Raw genomic sequence first — 20,416 nt, forward strand, 5'->3', positions numbered from 1 at the left:
AGTTAAGTTTTACAATATTAATTATATCGTTGCTTTTATTGACATTAAGCATTATTTGTATTACTATTAGTGATACTTAATTATCGGGGCGATGTAATGATTTTACAAATAAATATGTCAAGCGATGTTCCGATTTATATGCAGCTGCGCAATCAAATTGTAATGGGAATTGGCTGCGGCGAATTGAAAGCGGGGCAGGATTTACCGACTGTACGCCAGCTTGCCGAGGATATCGGTATCAATATGATGACGGTCTCCAAGGCATACACAATTCTGAAAAATGAAGGGTTTATCGAAATTGATCGGCGGCATGGGGCCAAAGTTCGCAAAGAGTTAGACCCCAATCAACAATTTTGTGAAAAACTGGAAGCGGAATTATTTTTACTGGCAGCGGAATCAAAAGCCAGAGGTATGGATAAAGCAGACTTCTTTGAACTGTGCGAAAAAATTTTTAGCCATAAATTGAAGGAGAAACATTTATGATAGGCTGGATTTTAGGTTTTACGGCGGCGATTGTGTTGGTTTCCGTTTATTTTGCTTCACAAGCAAACCCCCAACCGAATGTGCGTATCGGCGTATCTTTACCGCATGAAGCTTTAAACGACATTGAAGTTAAAAAAATAACAGGTGATTACCGCAGTGCTTTGCGCAAAGCGGTACTGATTGCCGCCGTTATCGGCATTCCGCCGTTTTTTCTTTTGTCGTACGTATCTCTGGCGATGTTGTTTATGTTTGTGTGGATTGGCGTTGTTTTTTACGCCGCAAACCGCATCTTTATTGTCTATCACGATAAGTTAATTGTGCTAAAACAAAATAACCGCTGGTTTGCTAAAAATGCCCGAATAATCACCGTTGATACCGAGGTTTCACGGCTTAAGGATACAATGCCAATATCGGGGAGATGGTTTATTATCCCTGTTCTTTTAAGCCTTTTGCCGTTTTTATTTGCTTACCTTGAACGCGATAACAATCTAATCCTGATAACACTTGGCGTGGTTTCTCTGACTACTTCGCTTATTTCAATATGGTTATACACGTTAGTGCGCCGGGAAAGCACCCTTTCCGTTTCGCGTGATACCCGTGTAAATATGGCCTACAATACCTCTCGTAAAAACACGCTTAGCCGCGGATGGTTCCTTTTTGCTTTTTCGGAGGCAATTATTTTGGCCGTTATGAGCTTTCTGATTATGCAGTACGATGTGAATGTCGTACCGGTCATAATTGCCATTTTGCTAACAAGCGTATTGGGGCTAATAATTATTATTACCTCTTATCAAAAGGCATCCCAAACGCAACAAAGATTAAAAAATGCGGAAAACGATGTCTTTTATGTCGATGATGACAGCGGCTGGGAAAACGGATTCCTTTTTTACAATAACCCCTATGACGAAAGAACAATGGTTGAAAAACGTTCCGGTTACGGACAAACCATTAATATAGCCACTAAAAAAGGCAAGGCCTTTATTTACGGAACATTCGCTTTTTCGGCTTTGGTATTAATTGGGGTAACCGGTGTTTTACTTTGGGCCGATTTCGGGGAAATTGAAATGGGAATAGTTAGCGATAACAACCGCATAGTAATACAAGCCCCGATGTACGGCTATGAATTTAATGCTTCTGAGATTATTGACGTTGCAATAACAAACGATCCGCCTCGCGGTATCAGAACAAACGGGATTGCAACGGACCGCTATTTACTGGGGAATTTTAATATTAACGATTACGGTAAATCCAAGCTGTATATTGTCGGCGATGCGCCCTATATTGTGGTGCAGCTGGAAGACCTCTACATATTTATTAACGGAAAGAGCGAAAATCAAACCTTGGAATATTTTAATCTTTTAAAAGGTTTGCAAGCGCATTAGTTTTTAGAAACATTGATTATGCATGAGGATAGCTAAAACCTCATCGGTTTGCCCTGAATCAAAAAAGCGTCTTCTTATAAAAAGAAGACGCTTTGGGAATGCGGTTCTTTAAAACTTTAGCGCTCCATTTTTAGTACGCTCATAAAGGCATCCTTGGGGACTTCAACCTTGCCGATACTGCGCATCTTTTTCTTGCCTTCTTTTTGCTTTTCCAAGAGCTTGCGTTTGCGGGTAATATCACCGCCGTAACATTTGGCAAGTACATCCTTCCTTTTGGCGGAGATGTCGGCACGTGCAACAATACGGCTGCCTACGGAGGCTTGCAAGGGGACCTTAAACATTTGCGTCGGGATAACTTCTTTGAGTTTTTCAACCATTGATTTCCCGATTTCGTGTGCCTTTTCGGGCGGCACGACACGGCTAAAGGCATCTACAACAACCCCGTTTACCAGTATATCCAGTTTAATTAATTTTGTTTCACGGTAACCGATTACCTCATGGTCAAGCGACGCATACCCTTTGCTGTGGCTCTTTAACTGGTCGTAAAAAGTGGTCAGCATTGAGCGCAAAGGTATTTCATATTCGAGCCTTACCCTTTGCCCGAGCGCGTCGGGTGAATGCGAGTGCCCGATGTATTCCGTATGTTTATAAAGACCTTCCGACTGTGTTACCAATTCCATAATCGGACCGATAAATGCGGAAGGGGTAATTACCGATATCTTGGCCCACGGTTCCTCTATCTTTAACAGTTCACTCGGTTCGGGGAGGTCGGACGGATTAACAATCATCTCCTGGCTGCCGTCCATACGTGTTATCATTAGCTTAACCCCGGGTACCGTTACAATCAGCGAAAGATCAAACTCCCTTTCCAGTCTTTCCTGAACAATATCCATATGCAGTAATCCCAGAAAGCCGCAACGGTAACCGTTTCCTAAAACAGGGCTATTTTCCGGTTCATACGTAAAGGAGGCATCGTTTAAGCTCAGTTTTTCGATTGCTTCACGCAGCTGTCCGTGGTCTTCGGGCTGGGTGGTATAAATCCCGGTAAAAACAACAGGTCTGGCTGTTTTATAACCGATTAGAGGTTTGTCGGCGCCGTTTTCGATTGAAGTAATTGTATCGCCGACACGGCAATCCCCGACACTTTTAAGGCCGGTAGCAATATAGCCGATATCCCCTGCCAAAAGTTCTCCGGTAGGGTAAAAATTGGGGTTAAAATAACCAATGTTTACCACTTCAAATTCAGTGCCTTGCCCCATCAGCCGCAGCTTATCTCCTTTGCGGATGCTGCCGTCGTTAACGCTGATATAGGCGACAACACCCATATAAGAATCGTAGTGAGAATCAAATATAAGCGCCCTTAAGGGATGTTCGAGCTCGCCTTTAGGCGGCGGAATTTTGTTAATAATCGCTTCTAACAGTTCGGGGACGCCTTGCCCCGTTTTGGCGCTGATTTGTAAAACCTCATCGCTTTTATATCCGAGGATACTGTCGATTTCATCCAGTACTTTTTCCGTTTCGCTGCTTGGTAAATCTATTTTATTGATTACCGGGATTATTTCCAGGTTGTGATCCATTGCGAAATAAACGTTTGAAATAGTCTGAGCCTGAATGCCTTGGGTGGCGTCAATAACAAGGATTGCCCCCTCGCAGGCCGCTAAAGTTCTCGAAACCTCATAGGCGAAATCAACATGCCCCGGGGTATCAATCAAATTTAATTCATACGTGATTCCGTCTTTTGCCTGATACTCAAGACGAATGGCTTTGGCTTTGATTGTAATTCCGCGCTCACGTTCCAGCTCCATACTGTCCATCATTTGATCAACCATTTTATCGCCTTTTAAGGCTCCGCTAAGTTGAATCAGGCGGTCGGCAAGTGTTGACTTACCGTGATCGATATGAGCAATAATGCAGAAATTACGTTTTCTAAGTTGTTTCATATACAGGGTTCTCTCTCCTGACAGTGTTGGTTTATTATACCGTATCCGGTAGGAATCTCCAGAATACTTCGTTACCGAGTAACCGCCCGTGCGGTGTTAATCTAATCAAGTTTTTGTCCGTTTCAATCAAGCCGATATTTAAAAGCTCTCCAATCGGCTCTTTGTACCACTCCATTATATCGATGTTGAAACGTTTTTGAAAATGGCTTAAATCAATTCCGCCGCACAATCTTAAACCAAGGATAACGGATTCCGCTATATCAATTTCAACGGGTATAATTTCGTTTAATTCCTGCGGCGGCGGTTTTCCGCAAGATAGGGCATCCAAATATTGATCCAAATCAGCGGTGTTGGCAGTCCGCCGGTTTTCAATAAAAGAGTGCGCCGCTACCCCGATTCCCAAATATCTCCCGCCTTGCCAATAAACCAGATTATGGCAGCATTCGGCACCGGGCTTAGCCCAATTAGATATTTCATAATGGGTATACCCGTGGTTTTTAAGCAGTTTTTCCGCCAGTTCATACTGCTCGGCGGCTGTATCAGGGGAAATCTCCGGATACTTGCCTGAATTTATTTCTTTAAACAGTAAATCTTCCGGTTCAAGCGTTAACGCATAGAGTGAAAGGTGGGCGGGGTTAGTTTCTAAGGCTTTTAATAAACTGCCCTCCCAACTTTTGAGCGATTGCCCCGGCAGGCCGTAAATTAAATCTAAATTTAAGTTGCTAAAGCCCGCGCCGTTAGCGTCATCAATTACTTTTAGGGCTTCCTTTGCTGTATGAATGCGCCCCAGCATTTCCAATTCGGCATCGTTAAAGCTTTGTACTCCCAAGCTCAGTCGGTTTATGCCGGCCTTATTTAAATCCGAAAGGTATTTTAAATCAACTGTTCCCGGATTAACCTCAACGGTTATTTCCGCATCTTGTCTTAAATCAAAATTATTTTTAATAGTATCGAGAATCCCCGCAATTTGCGCAACCGAAAGCAAGCTGGGAGTTCCTCCGCCGAAATAAACGGTATCGATAATACCGCCGGCCGAACGCAATTCCAGCTCTTTTTTGACCCCGTTTAGGTAAGCCGGAATATCATTCTCCCTCAAGCAGTAAGATGCGAAAGTACAATATTTACACTTGCGCTTACAAAACGGCACATGCACATAGATTGCTTTAATATCCGGCATATCTTCTCCGCCGAAAAAATTACTATTCGCTGCTAATCTTCCTTGCGGTGAGATGAAATATCTCTTAATCGCTGATTGTAAGACAATAATTTTTTACGCAATCGGATATTTTTCGGTGTTATCTCAACCAGCTCGTCGTCGTTAATAAAATCTATTGCCTGTTCGAGGCTGAATTTAATCGCCGGAGTTAGTTTAACGGCAATATCTGAGGTTGACGACCTGATATTCGTTTTTTTCTTTTCCTTGCAGATATTAATCGGAATATCCTGCATTCGTTGGTGCATACCGACAATCATTCCCTCGTAAACCATTGTATTGGGATCAATAAACGTTTCACCGCGCTCTTGTGCGTTGGCAATGCCGTACGCCAGAGCCACTCCGGGTTCGGTTGCCACCAACACCCCATTGCGTGAAGAAGTAAGCGCACCTTTCCAAGGTTCGTAGCCCAGGAAGATAGTATTCATAACGGCATCTCCGCGTGTTGCGGTTAGGAATTGGCCGCGAAACCCTATCAAGCCTTTGGTCGGTATTTTATACTCAATACGGACATTGCCTTTACCGTTATTGTACATATCGGTAAGTTGTGCCTGGCGGTTACTAAGCATCTCGGTTAGTACGCCGACATATTCTTCGGCGGTATTAATTATTAAAGACTCCATCGGCTCCGTTAATTTGCCGTCAATAACCTTGGTAATCGCCTCCGGCTTGGATATTTCAAATTCATAGCCTTCGCGTCGCATTGTTTCAATTAATATCGACAAATGAAGTTCCCCCCGGCCTTTAACCAAAAAGGTGTCGGTGCTGTCTGTATCCTGAACCCTTAAACTCAGGTTCTTTTCGAGCTCCCTGTAAAGCCTGTCTCTGATTTGTCGGGTAGTGCAGTATTGCCCCTCACGACCGGCAACCGGAGAAGTATTAACTCCAAAGGTCATTTCTATTGTCGGTTCGCCGATTTCAATTCTGGGCAGTGCCGTTGGGTCTGCGGGGAAGGCTATTGTATCGCCGATACTGACCTTATCGACACCGGTAATGGCAACGATATCCCCGGCTTCGGCTTTATTTGCGTTTAATCGTCCCAGCCCCATATACGTAAACACTTCATCGACCTGGTAATGATTGGAGCTGCCGTCGGCATTTAAACATACCACTTGATCGCGCGGAGAAATGCTGCCCCGCCATATTCTGCCAATGGAAATTTTTCCTTTATGGCTGTTGTAATCAAGATTAGTAACCAACATCTGGAAAGAGCCCTCGGCAATTTTGGGAGGCGGTACTTTCTCCAAAATACAATCCAAAATGGGGAAAATGTTTTTACCTTCGTCTTTGAGTTCCGTTACGGCAATACCGTTTCTGCCGCTGGCGTAAAGAATCGGAAAATCAAGCTGGTCCGTGTTTGTTGCCAATTCCAAAAAGAGATCGTGAGTTAAGTTGATTACCTCTTCAATGCGAGCCTCTTTTTTATCTATTTTATTAATGACCAATATCGGCTTTAGCCCCTTTAACATCGCTTGCTGAAGCACAAACTTTGTTTGCGGCATCGGCCCTTCAACGGAATCCACCAAAAGCACGCAACCGTCGGCCATGCTGATTACCCTTTCTACTTCTCCGCTGAAGTCTGCATGCCCCGGGGTGTCTATAATGTTAATCTTGACGCCCTTGTAATCAATCGCCGTATTTTTGGCCATTATGGTAATGCCCTTTTCGCGCTCAAGGTCGTTACTGTCCATTACACAGTCAACCACATTTTGATTTTCACGGAAGATTTTACTCTGACGTAACAAAGCATCCACAAGAGTGGTTTTTCCATGGTCGACATGGGCAATAATGGCTACATTTCTGATATCGTTGCGGTAAATCATATATTTTTGTTAATAATGCCTCCGTTAGCAGATTAGAAAATATCTTTATAAATAAATTATATAAAAATTTTGCCAAGATAACATAGTTCAACTAGGCAGCTTTGACAATCGTGGATTTTCCCTTATTGGTCTCTCTTTTTTTGTAAAAATTTCTACCCCCCGATTTTTTACCCGTTCTTTCGTTGTTTTTAGCGGGTTTTTGGCGGTATTGGGTTTTTTCGCTTACCGGATTCGGTACGGAATAATCAAAGCCATCAATGGTTTTTCTTTCAATGGGGGCTTTAAGTATTTTCTCAATATCACGTACCATTGAAGTATCCGCACCGGTTACCAATGTCCATGCATCCCCGTTATTGTTGATGCGGCCAGTTCTGCCGATGCGGTGTATATAGTCATCGGCGCATTCGGGAACATCGTAATTTATAACGTGTGTAATGCTTAAAATATCAATTCCGCGGGATGCGATATCGGTGGCTACCAATACTTTAACGGAACCGCGGCGCAATCCGTCCAATGCGGATTGGCGTTTAAACTGAGAGAGGTTACCGTGCAAAGAGGCGGCTTTAAACCCCGCATCCTTGAGTTCGTTTGCAATCTTTTCAGCACGATATTTGGTGCGTGTAAATACGATTACGGTTTCTTTTTGAATCCGATAGAGTATTTCCAGAAGCAATGCTGTTTTAAGATGCTGTTTTACCGGGTACAGGGCATGTGCTACCGTTTTTGCCGGCGCTGCTATCCCTATTTGGATAAAAGTAGGGTCGGTCAGAATATCTTTGGTTAAATCGCGAATTTCTTTTGGCATTGTTGCCGAAAAGAGCAATGTTTGTCGTTTCTGCATTATACAACTTAAGATGCTTTTTATATCGGGGAGAAAGCCCATATCCAGCATTCTGTCTGCTTCGTCAATTACCAATATTTCGATATGAGTTAAATCGATACTGCTTCTCCAGATATGATCTAAAAGCCGCCCGGGGCATGCAACAACAATTTCTGCTTTGTTGTGCAAGTTATTTATCTGTTGTACTATGCCTACGCCGCCGTAGACAGCTATGCTCCTGATTCCGGTCTTTTTACCGAGTTTGTTGATGGCATTGCAGGTTTGTTCTGCAAGTTCACGCGTCGGCGATAATATAAGCGCCCTAACCCTTCCTCTTTTGCCTTGCATCAATTTTTGCAGGATAGGTAAGGCAAACGCGGCGGTTTTACCGGTTCCCGTTTGTGCCAGACCGATAATATCGTTTCCCTGTAATGCAGAAGGGATTGCTTCTGCCTGAATCGGCGTCGGTTCTTGGTAACCGAGCGCATTAACACCCTCCATAATTGAGGGATGAAGATTGAAATCGTTGAAATTCATTATAACTCCTTAAATAAACGCTAATCTCGGTTGCTTTTAAATATGCTTCCGGCTACGTTTATATGTTTTCTTTTTTGTGTTGATTTTGGATAATTTGGATGCCGTTAAACAAATAGGCACTATCGGCAAGATAACATGCGACACCGGCTTAACTTGGTTTGAGAAACTTACAAAAAGGGGATGCTCCTGACGTTAGCCGCTAAACTTGAATTATGGTTACGGTGTAACGATATCCGTTTTTTGAAGATAATCTGTATCCTTTTTCCTTAATATATTAGTCGGAGTTTGGGCCATACGGTGCTTATATTAAGTGAAGGCTTAAAAATGCGTGCAACCTAAACTAAAACTATTTACATAATTATAGCTTATTCGGGGTTGTTGTACAAATATATTACATATCAAAAGTCTTTATTTTTATTTAGGAAAATAATATTCTCGCCGTTCAATCGTCAGGGTTTTTTAAAAGGGATTGCTTTTATTTTTGGTTATGCTATATTGATATTCAATAAATTAAACCTTTGAATTTTTATTAATATACTGAGAGCAAACCAATAAAAAAGGTTCCTAAAGGGGTGTGTATATGAAGATACGTTTCAGTAACTTCTACAATTATGCAATGGATATCCTACTCATATACGGTTCCATAGGGGTTATTTTTACCAGTTATATTTTGTGGTTTGCGATACCCGCTGCTACCGGCAGGGGAGGACGCGGCTGTGGGTGGGCGCTTACCGGACAGGGTGGTCCGGGCAATATGGATACCGTATTCGGATACGGCAGATTCTACTGGGTGGATATTCACAGCTGGGTTGCGATTGTTGCAATTATCTTGATTCTCGCCCATGTTTTGCTGCATTGGGATTGGAACATCGAATCGGTTAAAAGATTGAAAGGCCAGATTGTCGGCATGAAAACGGCTGTCCTTGAGCGTTATGTTACGAATGTTCTTTTATTTATATTTACTGTATTCGAAGTACTTTCGGGCTTTGTAATTTGGGTTGTCTTGCGCCGTGGCGACGGGCAGCTTTTAGATACTTTAAACGGGACCGGTGCAACATTTTGGGGGTTACAGCGCAATGAATGGTGCGATCTGCATACTTGGGTAGCTGTGGCGATGCTGTCGCTGGTTATCGTTCATGTTGTTATTCACTGGGATTGGGTAACCAAAGTGACATTAGGCAGGGTGAAAAACAATAAGTCTCAAAACGGAGCCAAATCAAAAAACCTTGAAATTAATGGTATATTGAATGAATTTGATGTGTGTGCTTATCAGAAACGAGTCGGGTTGTTACTTGGTTTATTCGGAGCGATTTGTTTTATAATTTTAGCGTTTACTTTTCGGCTTGATCATTTCCATAGATTTGATTTTATGCTGTATTTAATCCCTGTTCCGTTTATCGCTTTGCTGCTTGCTCATAGGTGGCAATATATTGGAGGCAGTGTTCTGGCTGCGATGGGATTAGCTATTGTTGCTATTTACGCTTATAATCCGATTATTACGGTATGGCGCATTGCCGGTGTTTGGCGAGAGACCGGGTGGGGCATCTTTTCGATATTAATGGTGGTTACAATACCATTTGTAATGTCGGCGGTATTTTATTTTCTTTCCCGTCGCAAGAAGTGTTTGAATGACTTTTAAAAGTTAAATACCCTCCCGGTAGGTTTTCTCTCACATGCTTTTATTTTTTACAATAATATCGAAGCTGGATAAATATTTTAACAATTTAGTAAGGAGGTGATGCCTGTTAATAAAGAATTGGTTAAAACAAATTTTATTCTACAAGCAGAGATAATGAAATGAAAGGAGAAAGAATTGAAAGAAGAAAAGGATTTGAAAACAGAAGAAACCAAGCAATCCGGTGAAGTTTCAAGAAGAGACTTTCTTGTAGGTGCCGGTACTGTGGTTGTTGGCGGCGCTGTCGGTGCTGGGTTACTTTCCAGCTGTAACGGCGGCGAAGATAAGACTGTAACAACAACTAAAACTGTTGAAAAGACAGTCACGGTTGATGGTGGCGGTGGTGGTGCTACTGTAACCGTAACCGAAACTGTTGGCGGCGAAGGTGCCATAACTATAACCGAAACCAAAACTGTTTCCGATGGTACTGGTGGTGGGGCTCTTGAGCCTTGGCAAGAGCCGGAAACTACAATAGTTGCCAGCCATATACATGTTGTTGCATGTGATGTTAAAAACGGTCGCATTGTTAGGGGTAGAAGAGTTCACTTTGAAGATGATGTTGAGGCCTGGTCCCTGTCGGCTCGAGGGAAAACTTGGACAGTGCCCTTGAAATCAACCGCTCCCGCTTACTACTTGGCTCATAGGAAACGTACCGATTCCCCAAACAGAATTCCCTATCCTCTGAAGAGAGTTGATTGGGAACCCGGTGGCGACCCTGCAAAGATTAATGCACAAAACAGAGGTAGAAGTAAATACAAGAGAATTTCATGGGATGAAGCTGCTACAATAATTGCAGGAGAAATGGTAAGAGTTGCGGATAAGTATGGCGTAGAAGCGGTATCATCATGTCGTAGCGGTCATCATCATGAAGGCCATAATGTTCAGGGTTCCATTGATACTATAAATGCTTTTATGTATTACTGGTCATTAGCTAAATATGGTTCTACCACCACTGATCGTCATGACCAGGCGAACAGTACTGCGGGGGGGCAAATGGGTGGCAGGTATGTGTTGGGAACTGATTACGAACCTAACGATGTACTGAAAGACATCTGTGAAAATACCGAATTAATGCTTGTTTGGCCCGGTGATGTCGGAAGCAAAACCTGGCGCTATACAATTGGACAGCTGCCCGGCATGTGGTATCACTGGTTTGAGGAGTTAGGGATAAAACGTGTCTTTATCAGCCCTGACTTAAACTTAGGTGCCAGTTTGTATGCCGATAAATGGATTCCTCTAATACCGCAAACTGATGCGGCTTTTATGCTTGCGATTGCTCATATTTGGTTTAAAGAAGGCACTTTTGACCAATCTTATTTGGATACACACACGGTTGGCTTCGAGAAATTTAAAGCATATGTGCTTGGAGAAGAAGACGGAGAGGAAAAAACAGTTGATTGGGCAGCTCCGATTTGTGGAGTTGATAAGTGGACTATTAAGGCCGTTGCACGTGCATGGGCGTCTAAAATCACGTCTATTGGTTACGGGCGTGCCGGTGGAGGAGCGGTTTGTAGAACGGTTTATGCTCATGAGGCACAGAGAATTCAGCTTTATTTGCAGGCGATGCAAGGCTTGGGAGCTCCGGGGAAACATACCCTTCACGCTTTCGGGCAAGTAATCGGTAAACCTGTAAAACCGGCAACAACAAATAGCGTTGGTGGCTCCGCGAAAATCACATCATTAATAGCTTCAGATCTTGGGCACAGATTGAACGCCAACGATAGAGATCGTCAGTTTATTCCTACCGGTAAATTAGAAAAAGCCATTCTTAACCCACCTGTTTACTACTATTCAATGGCAGACCAATTCTTTAAGCGTCGTTATCCGATGGAAGGTAAATCGGAAATCCACTTTATGTGGCAGCCCGGTGCCAGTTGGACGGGGAGTGACCAGAATGGACACGGTTGCCAGAGAGCAATGCAAAGCCCCAAATTGGAATGTATTGTTTCTCAAATGATGTGGCTTGAAGATGGGATATCTTACTCAGATATAATTTTACCTATCTGCTCTGCAGAAGAACATCCGGATATTAACGTTATCAGTGGTTCAAACTTTGAGGTAATGACTTGCTATACCGAACCTATCGTTAAACCTTTTGGAGAATCTAAATCGGATCTTGAAGCAGTTTTACTTGTTGGTGAAAAGCTGGGAGTAACTGATAGTTTGACCGGCGGTAAAAAGTATGATGAATTAATCCAGGATAGAATTAAAGAAGGATACAATAATTCCGGTGTAACGGATTTAATTAGCTGGGATAAACTCAGTGAAAAAACTTATTTTGCTCAGGCTCCCGACATGAAATGGTACAACAGAGAACCTACTTTCTTGGGCTTCTATAAAGATCCTAATAAAAATCCATTAAGAACGCCTACCGGATTATTGGAAATAGAATCGCAATTACTTAAAGACAACTTCCCAGATGATAAGGAAAGACCTCCGGTAGCTCGTTACGTTCGTGGCGGTCCTCCGGAAGAAGGTTGGGCTCATAATGAAGATAGATTGATTAGTGAAAGAGCAAAACACTATCCGTTATTGATGGTTAGTAACACTTCGACCTGGAAACATCACTCTATGTTCTCGGATGTCCCTTGGACAAGAGAAATCGAAAAAGTTGTTGGTTACGACGGTTATGCGTATTCTCCGATTTGGGTAAATCCGGTTGATGCCGATGCCAGGGGTATTAAAGAAGGTGACATTATAAGAGTCTTTAATGAACGAGGCGGAGTGCTTGGAGGAGCTATTTTAACCGATCGAGTAATTGCTGGTGCAGTACGTATGGAGAAAGCCGGTGGCGGTCATCACATTATCCCTGGTGAACTTCACAGAGGCGGAAACCCTAACTGTATCAATCCGGTTGAAAACCACTCATTGAACGCATATGGAGGTGCTTATACAGGATACTTGGTGGAAGTAGAAAGAGTAACCGGAAGCCAAATGGATGAGTGGCGTGCAAATTACCCTGAAGCATTTGCCAGAGACAGTAACCCAACCTATGGTGAATTCTGCTCAGGTTGGATAATAGGAAAGGGGGGTGAATAATAATGGGTAAAGTATTTCTTATTGATATTGCAAAGTGCAATGGTTGTTATAGCTGTCAGTGTGCTTGTAAAGACGAACATGTTGAGAACGATTGGATGCCTTATAATAGGCTTCAGCCAGCTTATGGACAATTTTGGTTTAAATTACAAGAAATTATAAGAGGAACAACTCCAAAGATTAAAGCTGCTTATGTTCCCTTGATGTGCATGCATTGTGACGATGCTCCATGCATGAAGTCTTGCCCTGTAGACGCGATAAATAAGAGGCCTGACGGATTGGTTATAATTGATCCTGCAAAATGTAATGGATGCATGTTATGTGTTGAAGCTTGTCCTTATGGTGCCATATATTACAATAACGATTTGAAGTTGGCTCAAAAATGCACCGGGTGTGCTCATCTTCTTGATCGAGGCTGGCCTATTAAAGAGCCTCGCTGTGTGGATGCTTGTATAACTGATATGCTTAGGTTTGGAGAAGAAGAAGATTTTTCCGCAGATATTGCTAAATCTGAGGCTTATCCGACATTGTCGGGTGAACCTGCTCCAAAAGTTAGGGTTCATTACCAAAATCTTCCTAAACGATTTATCGCAGGAACTGTATATGACCCTGGTACCGAAGAGGTAGTTATAGGTGCAACTTGTACCCTTTCCGGTGCCGATAGTGGAACTGCTGTTACCGATGAGTTTGGTGATTTCTGGTTTGAAGGAATCGCAGTTGGCGAATATTCGGTTAAAATTGAAAAAGACGGAAAGACTTTAACGAGAGATAATATCAACACCGAAAAGGATGTCAATTTAGGTAATTTAGCTTTATCTTAGTAGTATAAATGCTGCTTAATTGAAGGCTGTGCAAGAATTAAAACAGGACCCGGATCATCCGGGTCCTGTTTTATAGCTACAACGGTGTTCGTTAAATGTTGGCAGCCTTATCCGCCATCGGCTTCGAATTTGTTATTTGTTAGCGCGAACCGTACTGTGTTAAAATTACTTCGGACTGGCAGAGTCTGAAAATAAGTTTTAAATGAGGTTTTGTGTAATTAAAGAAAGGTTCCGAAGCCTCCTTAATTAGACTTCTTTAAAATAGCAATATAACCCTTCACTTTTTTCTCTTCCCTTTAATTTAATCCGTGTTTTAGATCTGTTGTTGGTCAATAAAATTAGGAGAAATAAATTGCAAATAGTAACGGATAGCGGTACCGATGTTTCTTTATCCGAACAAGAAAGGAAAGAACTCAAAGTCAATGTTGTGCCTCTTAACATAACTCTTGACGGAAAAACTTATCGTGATGGGATAGATATTACCCCCGAAGAGTTTTATCCGATTTTAGCGGAAAGTAAAGGTTTACCGAAAACATCTCAGCCTTCCCCTGGGGATTTTGTAAAACTGTATAAAGAGCTGGCTAAAGAAGACCCTGACATTCTGTCCATTCATATGAGTTCGGGGCTTAGCGGTACCCTTAATGCTGCCAAGGTAGCTGCGGGAATGGTACCCGAAGCCAATATAACGCATGTTGATACCAAAACGCTTTCAGTAGCCTCAGGATGGCAAGTGGAGGCAGCGGCAAGGGCGATAAAAAAGGGTTTATCGAAAGAAAACATTTTAGATTTATTGAAAAAAATAGGCGATGCCACAGAGATTGTCTATACGCTAAAAGAATTAAAATACCTTATTCACGGCGGGCGTATCAGTCATATTAAGGGCTTAATTGCTTCGGTTTTGAATATAAAGCCCTTTATCGGGGTGGAAAAAGAGAAGGGGACTTATATTCAGATTGGACAGGCGATAACCTTTGATAGAGCATTGTCGGGTATTGTTGATTTAATAAGTAAACAACACAACCCGGGAGTAAAATTAAGGGCACAAGTGATGCATACCTTTAATCCCGAAAGTGCGATGGCATTACGCGAAATGATTGATAAAGTTTTTCAATGTACATGGCTTCCGGTGGGGAGTATCTCGGTTGCCCTTGGTGCGCACCCGGGCCCCAGTATGGTTGGCGTTGTTTATGCGCCCGAGGAAGTTTTTGCCGAGTTAGTTTAATTTCTCCCCTTTATTTCTCTTAATCATAATGTGGTAAAATCAGATTTGCGGTATACGACACAGGTATAGCGCAAATTTTGGTTTTGCACTTAAATAAGAGGTTCCAAATGTCAAAAACAATTAAAACTGTTTTAATCACCTTGTTGGCGGCGTTTGCCGTAATGTTTTCTTTTCAGGTTGGTTACTATGCCGGTGTTGAAGAAGGAAGGACTTCACTGGCAGATGATCCGCACTTGGCCAGTATTGAAGAAGCATGGTCCAACATCAAATTTTATTATGTTGAAAATGACGATATTGATTACGATCTTTTAACTCAATTTGCAATCGAAGGCATGCTGGATTATTTAAATGACAGCCATTCGGCTTATTTAGACCCTCAGGAATTTGCCAGTGATGCCGAATCAATGGCCGGCAGTTACAGCGGCATCGGTGTTTTGGTTTCCGTAGCCAATGAACGGTTTGTGGTTGTAAAGGTTTACGATGATTCACCGGCGGCAGAAGCCGGATTACTGGAGGGAGACTTTATACAGGCGGTTAACGGAGAGTCTACGGCGGAAATGTCTTTGGATGAACTTGTTTCAAAGGTCCGCGGTGAGGAGGGGACAACAGTAACTCTAAGCGTAATGCGTCATGACGGTCTAACTTCCAAAGATTTGAATGTTATAAGAGGAAAGGTGATTGTTCCGAGCGTCCATTTGGAAATGATTGATGAAATTGCTTACGTCAGAATTGACCAGTTTGCACAGGAAACGGATAAAGAATTCAGTAAGATATTAAAAGAACTTCAGGATAACGGTGCTACCGGTATCGTATTGGACTTGCGCAGTAATCCCGGCGGGTTGTTGCAAACAGTACTAAATATCGCCAGTTGTTTTTACACCGAGGGTAACGTTCTTACCGTTAAAGAAAACGACGGTAAAACTAAAAAATACAATGTCAATAAGCAATCGGTTACCACCAATCTTCCGGTTGTGGTATTGGTTGACAGATACAGTGCCAGCGCCAGTGAAGTATTGGCAGGGGCCTTACAGGATCATAACAGGGCTCAGATTGCGGGGACAATAACCTACGGTAAAGGCAGTGTCAACATCATGTTTGAGTTACCTAATATGGGCGGTTTATATCTTACAACCGCCAGGTGGTATACGCCAAACGGCAATCTAATTGAAGGGATTGGCATTACCCCGGATATTATTACCGATTTGGAAGGCGAAGAATTGATTAATTGGGCGGTCGATTATCTGCTTGACCGTTAGTTTGTACTGCTTTAATCTTTTTTGCTGTGATATTAAGAATGGTTGCTATTATCTTGATATCACTATAAAATGTTGGATGATATGAGCAGCGTATCGGTTTTATACCAGTTACAGGAAACAGAACTTGAGATTGAGTCTTTAAGGGAGACCTTAAGGGCTTATATTAAAAAATTGGAAGAAAACGAGGCGCTAAATTCCGAACGTTCTGCACTGTCTTTACTGCGCAATCAATTGGAAACGCTTCGAAAAAAACAACAAGAAATCCAGTGGTTAATCGATGACATCGAAGCTAAAATAAAAAAATCCAATAACGATTTATACAACGGTAACATCAAAAATCCCAAAGAATTACTTAATTTACAACAAGAAGTAGGCGTGTTGGAATCTCAACGTAAACAACACGAAGATGAATTATTGATTGTGTTATCTCAGACAGAAGCGGTTACGGAGGCGGAAGTCCAAAAAGCTGAAAATGTAAAAAAGATGGAAACCGAGTGGCGCAGCGAACAATCTTCTTTAATCGCGGAAGCGCAGAAATTAAAAACGGCAATTACCGAAATGAAATCCAAACGCGATACTATGGTTTCCGCTATCGATTTACAAATGCTCGAGCGTTATAATCAACTGAAAGAAAAAAGAGGCGTGGCAGTCGCTAAAATTGAACAAGGAACTTGTTGCGGTTGTCGGATAACGCTTTCAACGGCACAGTTACAGCAGGTACGCACCGGAAAAGTTGTGCAATGTGACAGCTGCCGCCGAATTCTTTATCTGTTATAGCTTTACAGAGGAAGGTTTTAATTATCGAAAGAGTTATTATACATACGGACGGGGCATCGCGCGGTAATCCCGGGCGGTCTGCAATCGGTGTTACCATCAAAGATGAAAAAGGCAATCTGTTAAAGTCTGTTTCACAAGCAATCGGCATTACCACCAATAATCAGGCGGAATATAAAGCAATTATCGTCGCGCTTGATCAAGCCGTTAAACTGGGGGCCAAACAAGTAGAACTCAGGTCCGATTCCGAGTTGGTAGTTTTTCAGCTTACCGGCAGATACAAGGTCAAAAAAGATACTTTACAGCCTCTTTTTCAAGAAGTAACAGCCTTAATTTCGCGCTTCGAATCATTTAAAATCAGGCATATCCCCCGCGCGCAAAACAGTGAGGCGGATGCTTTGGCAAACAAAGCGTTTAAATAACGCTTACTTGAGCCTTTTTACTTATCTTGGTTTTTGAAAACAACGGGTTTGCTTCAAGCGCTTAAACTTTGTAATCCCTATTTAATATCCAGTTTTTGCGGGAATGCTTCGTTACGCATTAGATTCCACATTTTATCGATGTAGGAAAGCGTATAAAAGTGTTCGAAATAGTGGTAATAATACGAACCTTTGGTTGTCATTTTGTACCCGTTTTTTTCTTTGCAAACCCATCCCAGTAAGCGTGCAACCAATAATTCAAATCCATAGGCTTTTTGCAGCGAGCAGCCGAAAAATTCACTAAAATCCTTTTCGTTTACGTGCATTGTGTAGGCGCCCCAGAACAAGTAATAAACCATTCGTTGGCGCTTGCTAAAATTCAGCGTCAGGGCAGTGGGAAGCTTTTGCTCTTTAATTTTTTTAATATAAGCGTTAACATCAAAGGTATTAATTTTAAATTTGTCTTTGAGCAGTGTTGTTGCGGAACAGCCGAATCCCAAAAAGTTTTTGCGGGTCATTGAAGAATATTTTGAAACGCCGGCTTGGGAAAACGTCCATACCGAATCGCGAGAGTAACCTTGTTTTTGGCAATAGTTAATCAGTTGATAAAACAATCTTTTTTTATCTTTTTCATTTATGCGCTTAAAACTGCGAGATGTAAAAGAAAAGTCGATAAACGGGTAAACGGCGATACAGTTTGCTCCTATTTCAAAAGCCGTTTGGATATCTTTTTTAAGCAGTTCGATTGTTTGCCCCGGCAGGGTGAAAATAAAATCCATTGATACAGTTTCGAATTGTACTTTTTTGAGGGATTCGGAGATTAACTCCAAATCAATTTCATTACGGCCGAGTGCTTTTAAACAGTCCTTTTGGAAAGATTGAATGCCGATACTGATTTTTGTAACGCCGGCCTGTTTGAGTTCGGAAAGCGTTATCGTATTTACGTCTTGAGGGTGGAGCTCCAATCCAATCCCTTCGCTGATATCAAAGTATTTTCCTAATCTATCGATTATTTTTTGAATATTTGCTGTAAATAGGGCGGGGCTTCCGCCGCCGAAGTATAAACTGCTTACGGTTTTCTTGCTGCTCCCATGGGCGCTTCCTACCATGTCAATCTCTTGCAGTAAGGCATCCAAATATTCGTCAGCTAAATCCTTGTTGTAAACAGTTTTGCAATAGGGGCAAAAATCACAAATTGACCGGCAAAAGGGAATGTGAACGTAAAGCCCTAAGTCTTCCAAATTTTGATAATCTAAGCTGTTATCATTCCTGTCCGTAAATTCGAAAGGGCGAAACGAACGTGTGAGCCATATTCGCGCTGCCGATGTTAAAATCCCCATAATTCGCTTATCCGTGACTTGGTTCTATTTTGGAATAAATTTGTCTTTCAAAGACTGGAGCCACCTCGTATTATACAACAATTACCGTTTGACTAATGTTTTTTTCTGTATTAGAGTATATTCGGCTAAGTAAACCGGGTGACCGCTCCGATTTATCGGGGAGGAAAGTCCGAGCTCCTCCGGGCAGGATGCTGGGTAACACCCAGGAGGGGTAACCCTACGGAAAGTGCAACAGAAACATACCGTCTCGAGCAATCGGGATAAGGGTGAAATGGTGAGGTAAGAGCTCACCGGCAGCCGGGTGACCGGCTGGCCGTGCAAACCCCATCCGGAGCAAGACCGAATAGGGGGATAAAGAAGCCCGGTCTGTCCCCGGGTTGGTCGCTTGAGCCTGGTGGTAACATCAGGCCTAGATAGATGGTCACCGTTTCGCTTTAGCGGAATACAGAACTCGGCTTACAGGTTTACTTAGTCTCATATGTTAAATTGTTCCGGACACCTGATTCGGGCTTGTTAATCCATTGAAAAAAAGCGACAAAAAAACGGATGGTACAAAGACCATCCGTTTTGTATATCCGAATCAATACAGAAATATCTCTTTAGTAGGAAGTCCAGCCGGCATCTGTAGTTACAACAGCTCCGTTAATTGCGCTGGAATCATCGCAGGCAAGGAAAAGAGCGACCTTGGCAACTTCTTCCGGTTCTATTAATCTGGGGTTGAGGTTTATTCCCGCCATTGCCCTGTCCATACAGAACTTATCGGGGTCGCACATAGAATTTCCGATATTTGTTTTTACCGAGCCCGGGGCAATAGCATTGCAGCGAATATTGTAACCGACATACTGAAATCCTACATTCTTGGTTAAACCTACCAGAGCGTGTTTTGATGCAGTATAGGCTGCTCCGGCTCTGGAGCCGACAAGCCCGCCTACCGATGCAATATTTACGATAACTCCTGCTTTCTTCTCAATGAATATGGGAAGAGCCTTTCTGATGGAGCGCATCGGGCCGGTTGAATTAACGGCAAATACCCTTTCCCAGAGCTCATCCGTAACCTTTTCTGCGGGTGCAAAATTGTCCAGAATTCCGGCATTATTAACCAGTATATCAAGCGTACCATACGTATTTATGGCTTCATCAATCATGTTCTGAACGTCTTCTTCTTTGGTCACGTTAGCGATTACCGCTTTGGTTTCTCCCCCGTCTGCGGTTATTTCGCTGACAACGGCGTTAATACTTTCCTGATTTATATCGGCGGCAATAACTTTTGCTCCTTCTTTTGCAAAAAGAGTAGCTATGCACTTCCCCATCCCGGAGCCTGCCCCGGTTACAACGGCAACCTTACCTTGAAGCTTTGGCATTTTGAATGCACCTCCTCAGAATATTATTAAACCAATATAAGTTGAAGGATAAAAGACGCTTTTATATACTAACATACTTGTAGTATATTATGCCAATTCATTGTAAGTAAAATGACTACAAAACCAGATTTTACCCTGTAAATATTTAATAATACACTATATTATTTGAAATTAAAAAATATGTATTTTGTCTTTAGCAGAGGTAAAATAAGTGTATGCTTTCTCTTTTGGCATTGAGATACGCCTAAAAGAAAAGTGTTGTATTGTGGGAAAGTGTTTTTATCCCGTAACTGCTGCGTCTTGGGGGCTTTCGC

15 protein-coding genes and 1 other RNA gene are annotated in these 20,416 nt (G+C 42.4%); 10 read left to right on the forward strand and 6 right to left on the reverse strand.

Going from position 1 to position 20,416, the window contains the following annotated elements; all coding sequences use genetic code 11:
• The first annotated feature begins 96 nt into the window (after positions 1-96).
• Positions 97-483 carry a GntR family transcriptional regulator gene (locus WC958_01195; protein MFA5628871.1) on the forward strand — a complete coding sequence of 129 codons (387 nt, stop codon included), beginning with the start codon at positions 97-99 and terminating at the stop codon, positions 481-483.
• Complete coding sequence (locus WC958_01200; GenBank protein ID MFA5628872.1) at positions 480-1,865, forward strand: PH domain-containing protein; 1,386 nt, start codon at positions 480-482, stop codon at positions 1,863-1,865. The genes WC958_01195 and WC958_01200 overlap by 4 nt, the downstream gene beginning before the upstream one ends.
• A 116-nt stretch (positions 1,866-1,981) precedes the next feature.
• On the opposite strand, the gene lepA is transcribed toward WC958_01200, so the two are convergent.
• The 4 genes from lepA to WC958_01220 all read right to left on the reverse strand — a co-directional run bounded on the left by lepA (position 1,982) and on the right by WC958_01220 (position 8,198).
• Positions 1,982-3,805 (reverse strand): translation elongation factor 4, encoded by a 1,824-nt coding sequence (lepA, locus tag WC958_01205; GenBank protein ID MFA5628873.1) that lies wholly within the window; start codon positions 3,803-3,805, stop codon positions 1,982-1,984.
• 34 nt (positions 3,806-3,839) lie between these two features.
• Positions 3,840-4,982, reverse strand: a complete 1,143-nt coding sequence (gene hemW, locus WC958_01210; GenBank protein ID MFA5628874.1) for a radical SAM family heme chaperone HemW — start codon at positions 4,980-4,982, stop codon at positions 3,840-3,842.
• Positions 4,983-5,014: 32 nt separating this feature from the next.
• The gene (gene typA / locus WC958_01215; GenBank protein MFA5628875.1) at positions 5,015-6,841 is read right to left on the reverse strand and encodes a translational GTPase TypA; all 1,827 of its coding nucleotides are present in this window, start codon (positions 6,839-6,841) and stop codon (positions 5,015-5,017) included.
• Between the two features lie 91 nt (positions 6,842-6,932).
• Positions 6,933-8,198 carry a DEAD/DEAH box helicase gene (locus tag WC958_01220; GenBank protein ID MFA5628876.1) on the reverse strand — a complete coding sequence of 422 codons (1,266 nt, stop codon included), beginning with the start codon at positions 8,196-8,198 and terminating at the stop codon, positions 6,933-6,935.
• A 580-nt stretch (positions 8,199-8,778) separates the two neighbouring features.
• On the opposite strand from WC958_01220, the gene WC958_01225 reads away from it, so the two are divergent.
• The 7 genes from WC958_01225 (at position 8,779) to WC958_01255 (ending at position 17,404) form a co-directional block, all read left to right on the forward strand.
• On the forward strand, positions 8,779-9,837 hold the full coding sequence (locus WC958_01225; GenBank protein ID MFA5628877.1) for a DUF4405 domain-containing protein: 1,059 nt from the start codon (positions 8,779-8,781) through the stop codon (positions 9,835-9,837).
• Between the two features lie 174 nt (positions 9,838-10,011).
• Positions 10,012-12,912 (forward strand): molybdopterin-dependent oxidoreductase, encoded by a 2,901-nt coding sequence (locus WC958_01230; protein MFA5628878.1) that lies wholly within the window; start codon positions 10,012-10,014, stop codon positions 12,910-12,912.
• A 2-nt stretch (positions 12,913-12,914) separates the two neighbouring features.
• Entirely contained in the window at positions 12,915-13,730 is an 816-nt protein-coding gene (locus WC958_01235) for a 4Fe-4S dicluster domain-containing protein (protein ID MFA5628879.1), read from the forward strand.
• Between the two features lie 352 nt (positions 13,731-14,082).
• On the forward strand, positions 14,083-14,952 hold the full coding sequence (locus tag WC958_01240) for a DegV family protein (GenBank protein ID MFA5628880.1): 870 nt from the start codon (positions 14,083-14,085) through the stop codon (positions 14,950-14,952).
• A 107-nt stretch (positions 14,953-15,059) separates the two neighbouring features.
• Positions 15,060-16,208 (forward strand): S41 family peptidase, encoded by a 1,149-nt coding sequence (locus WC958_01245; GenBank protein ID MFA5628881.1) that lies wholly within the window; start codon positions 15,060-15,062, stop codon positions 16,206-16,208.
• Between the two features lie 81 nt (positions 16,209-16,289).
• The gene (locus tag WC958_01250; GenBank protein MFA5628882.1) at positions 16,290-16,985 is read left to right on the forward strand and encodes a C4-type zinc ribbon domain-containing protein; all 696 of its coding nucleotides are present in this window, start codon (positions 16,290-16,292) and stop codon (positions 16,983-16,985) included.
• A 38-nt stretch (positions 16,986-17,023) separates the two neighbouring features.
• Positions 17,024-17,404 (forward strand): ribonuclease HI family protein, encoded by a 381-nt coding sequence (locus WC958_01255; GenBank protein MFA5628883.1) that lies wholly within the window; start codon positions 17,024-17,026, stop codon positions 17,402-17,404.
• A 77-nt stretch (positions 17,405-17,481) separates the two neighbouring features.
• Here WC958_01255 and WC958_01260 read toward each other — a convergent pair whose 3' ends face one another.
• Positions 17,482-18,741 carry a radical SAM protein gene (locus WC958_01260; protein ID MFA5628884.1) on the reverse strand — a complete coding sequence of 420 codons (1,260 nt, stop codon included), beginning with the start codon at positions 18,739-18,741 and terminating at the stop codon, positions 17,482-17,484.
• A gap of 126 nt (positions 18,742-18,867) precedes the next feature.
• Between WC958_01260 and rnpB the strand changes: the two genes are divergently transcribed.
• Positions 18,868-19,216: RNase P RNA component class A (gene rnpB / locus WC958_01265), an RNA gene on the forward strand.
• A 124-nt stretch (positions 19,217-19,340) separates the two neighbouring features.
• On the opposite strand, the gene WC958_01270 is transcribed toward rnpB, so the two are convergent.
• On the reverse strand, positions 19,341-20,102 hold the full coding sequence (locus tag WC958_01270) for an SDR family oxidoreductase (GenBank protein ID MFA5628885.1): 762 nt from the start codon (positions 20,100-20,102) through the stop codon (positions 19,341-19,343).
• Positions 20,103-20,416: the final 314 nt, after the last annotated feature.

This window comes from Dehalococcoidales bacterium (assembly GCA_041656115.1).
Classification (GTDB): Bacteria; Chloroflexota; Dehalococcoidia; order Dehalococcoidales; family UBA5627; genus UBA5627.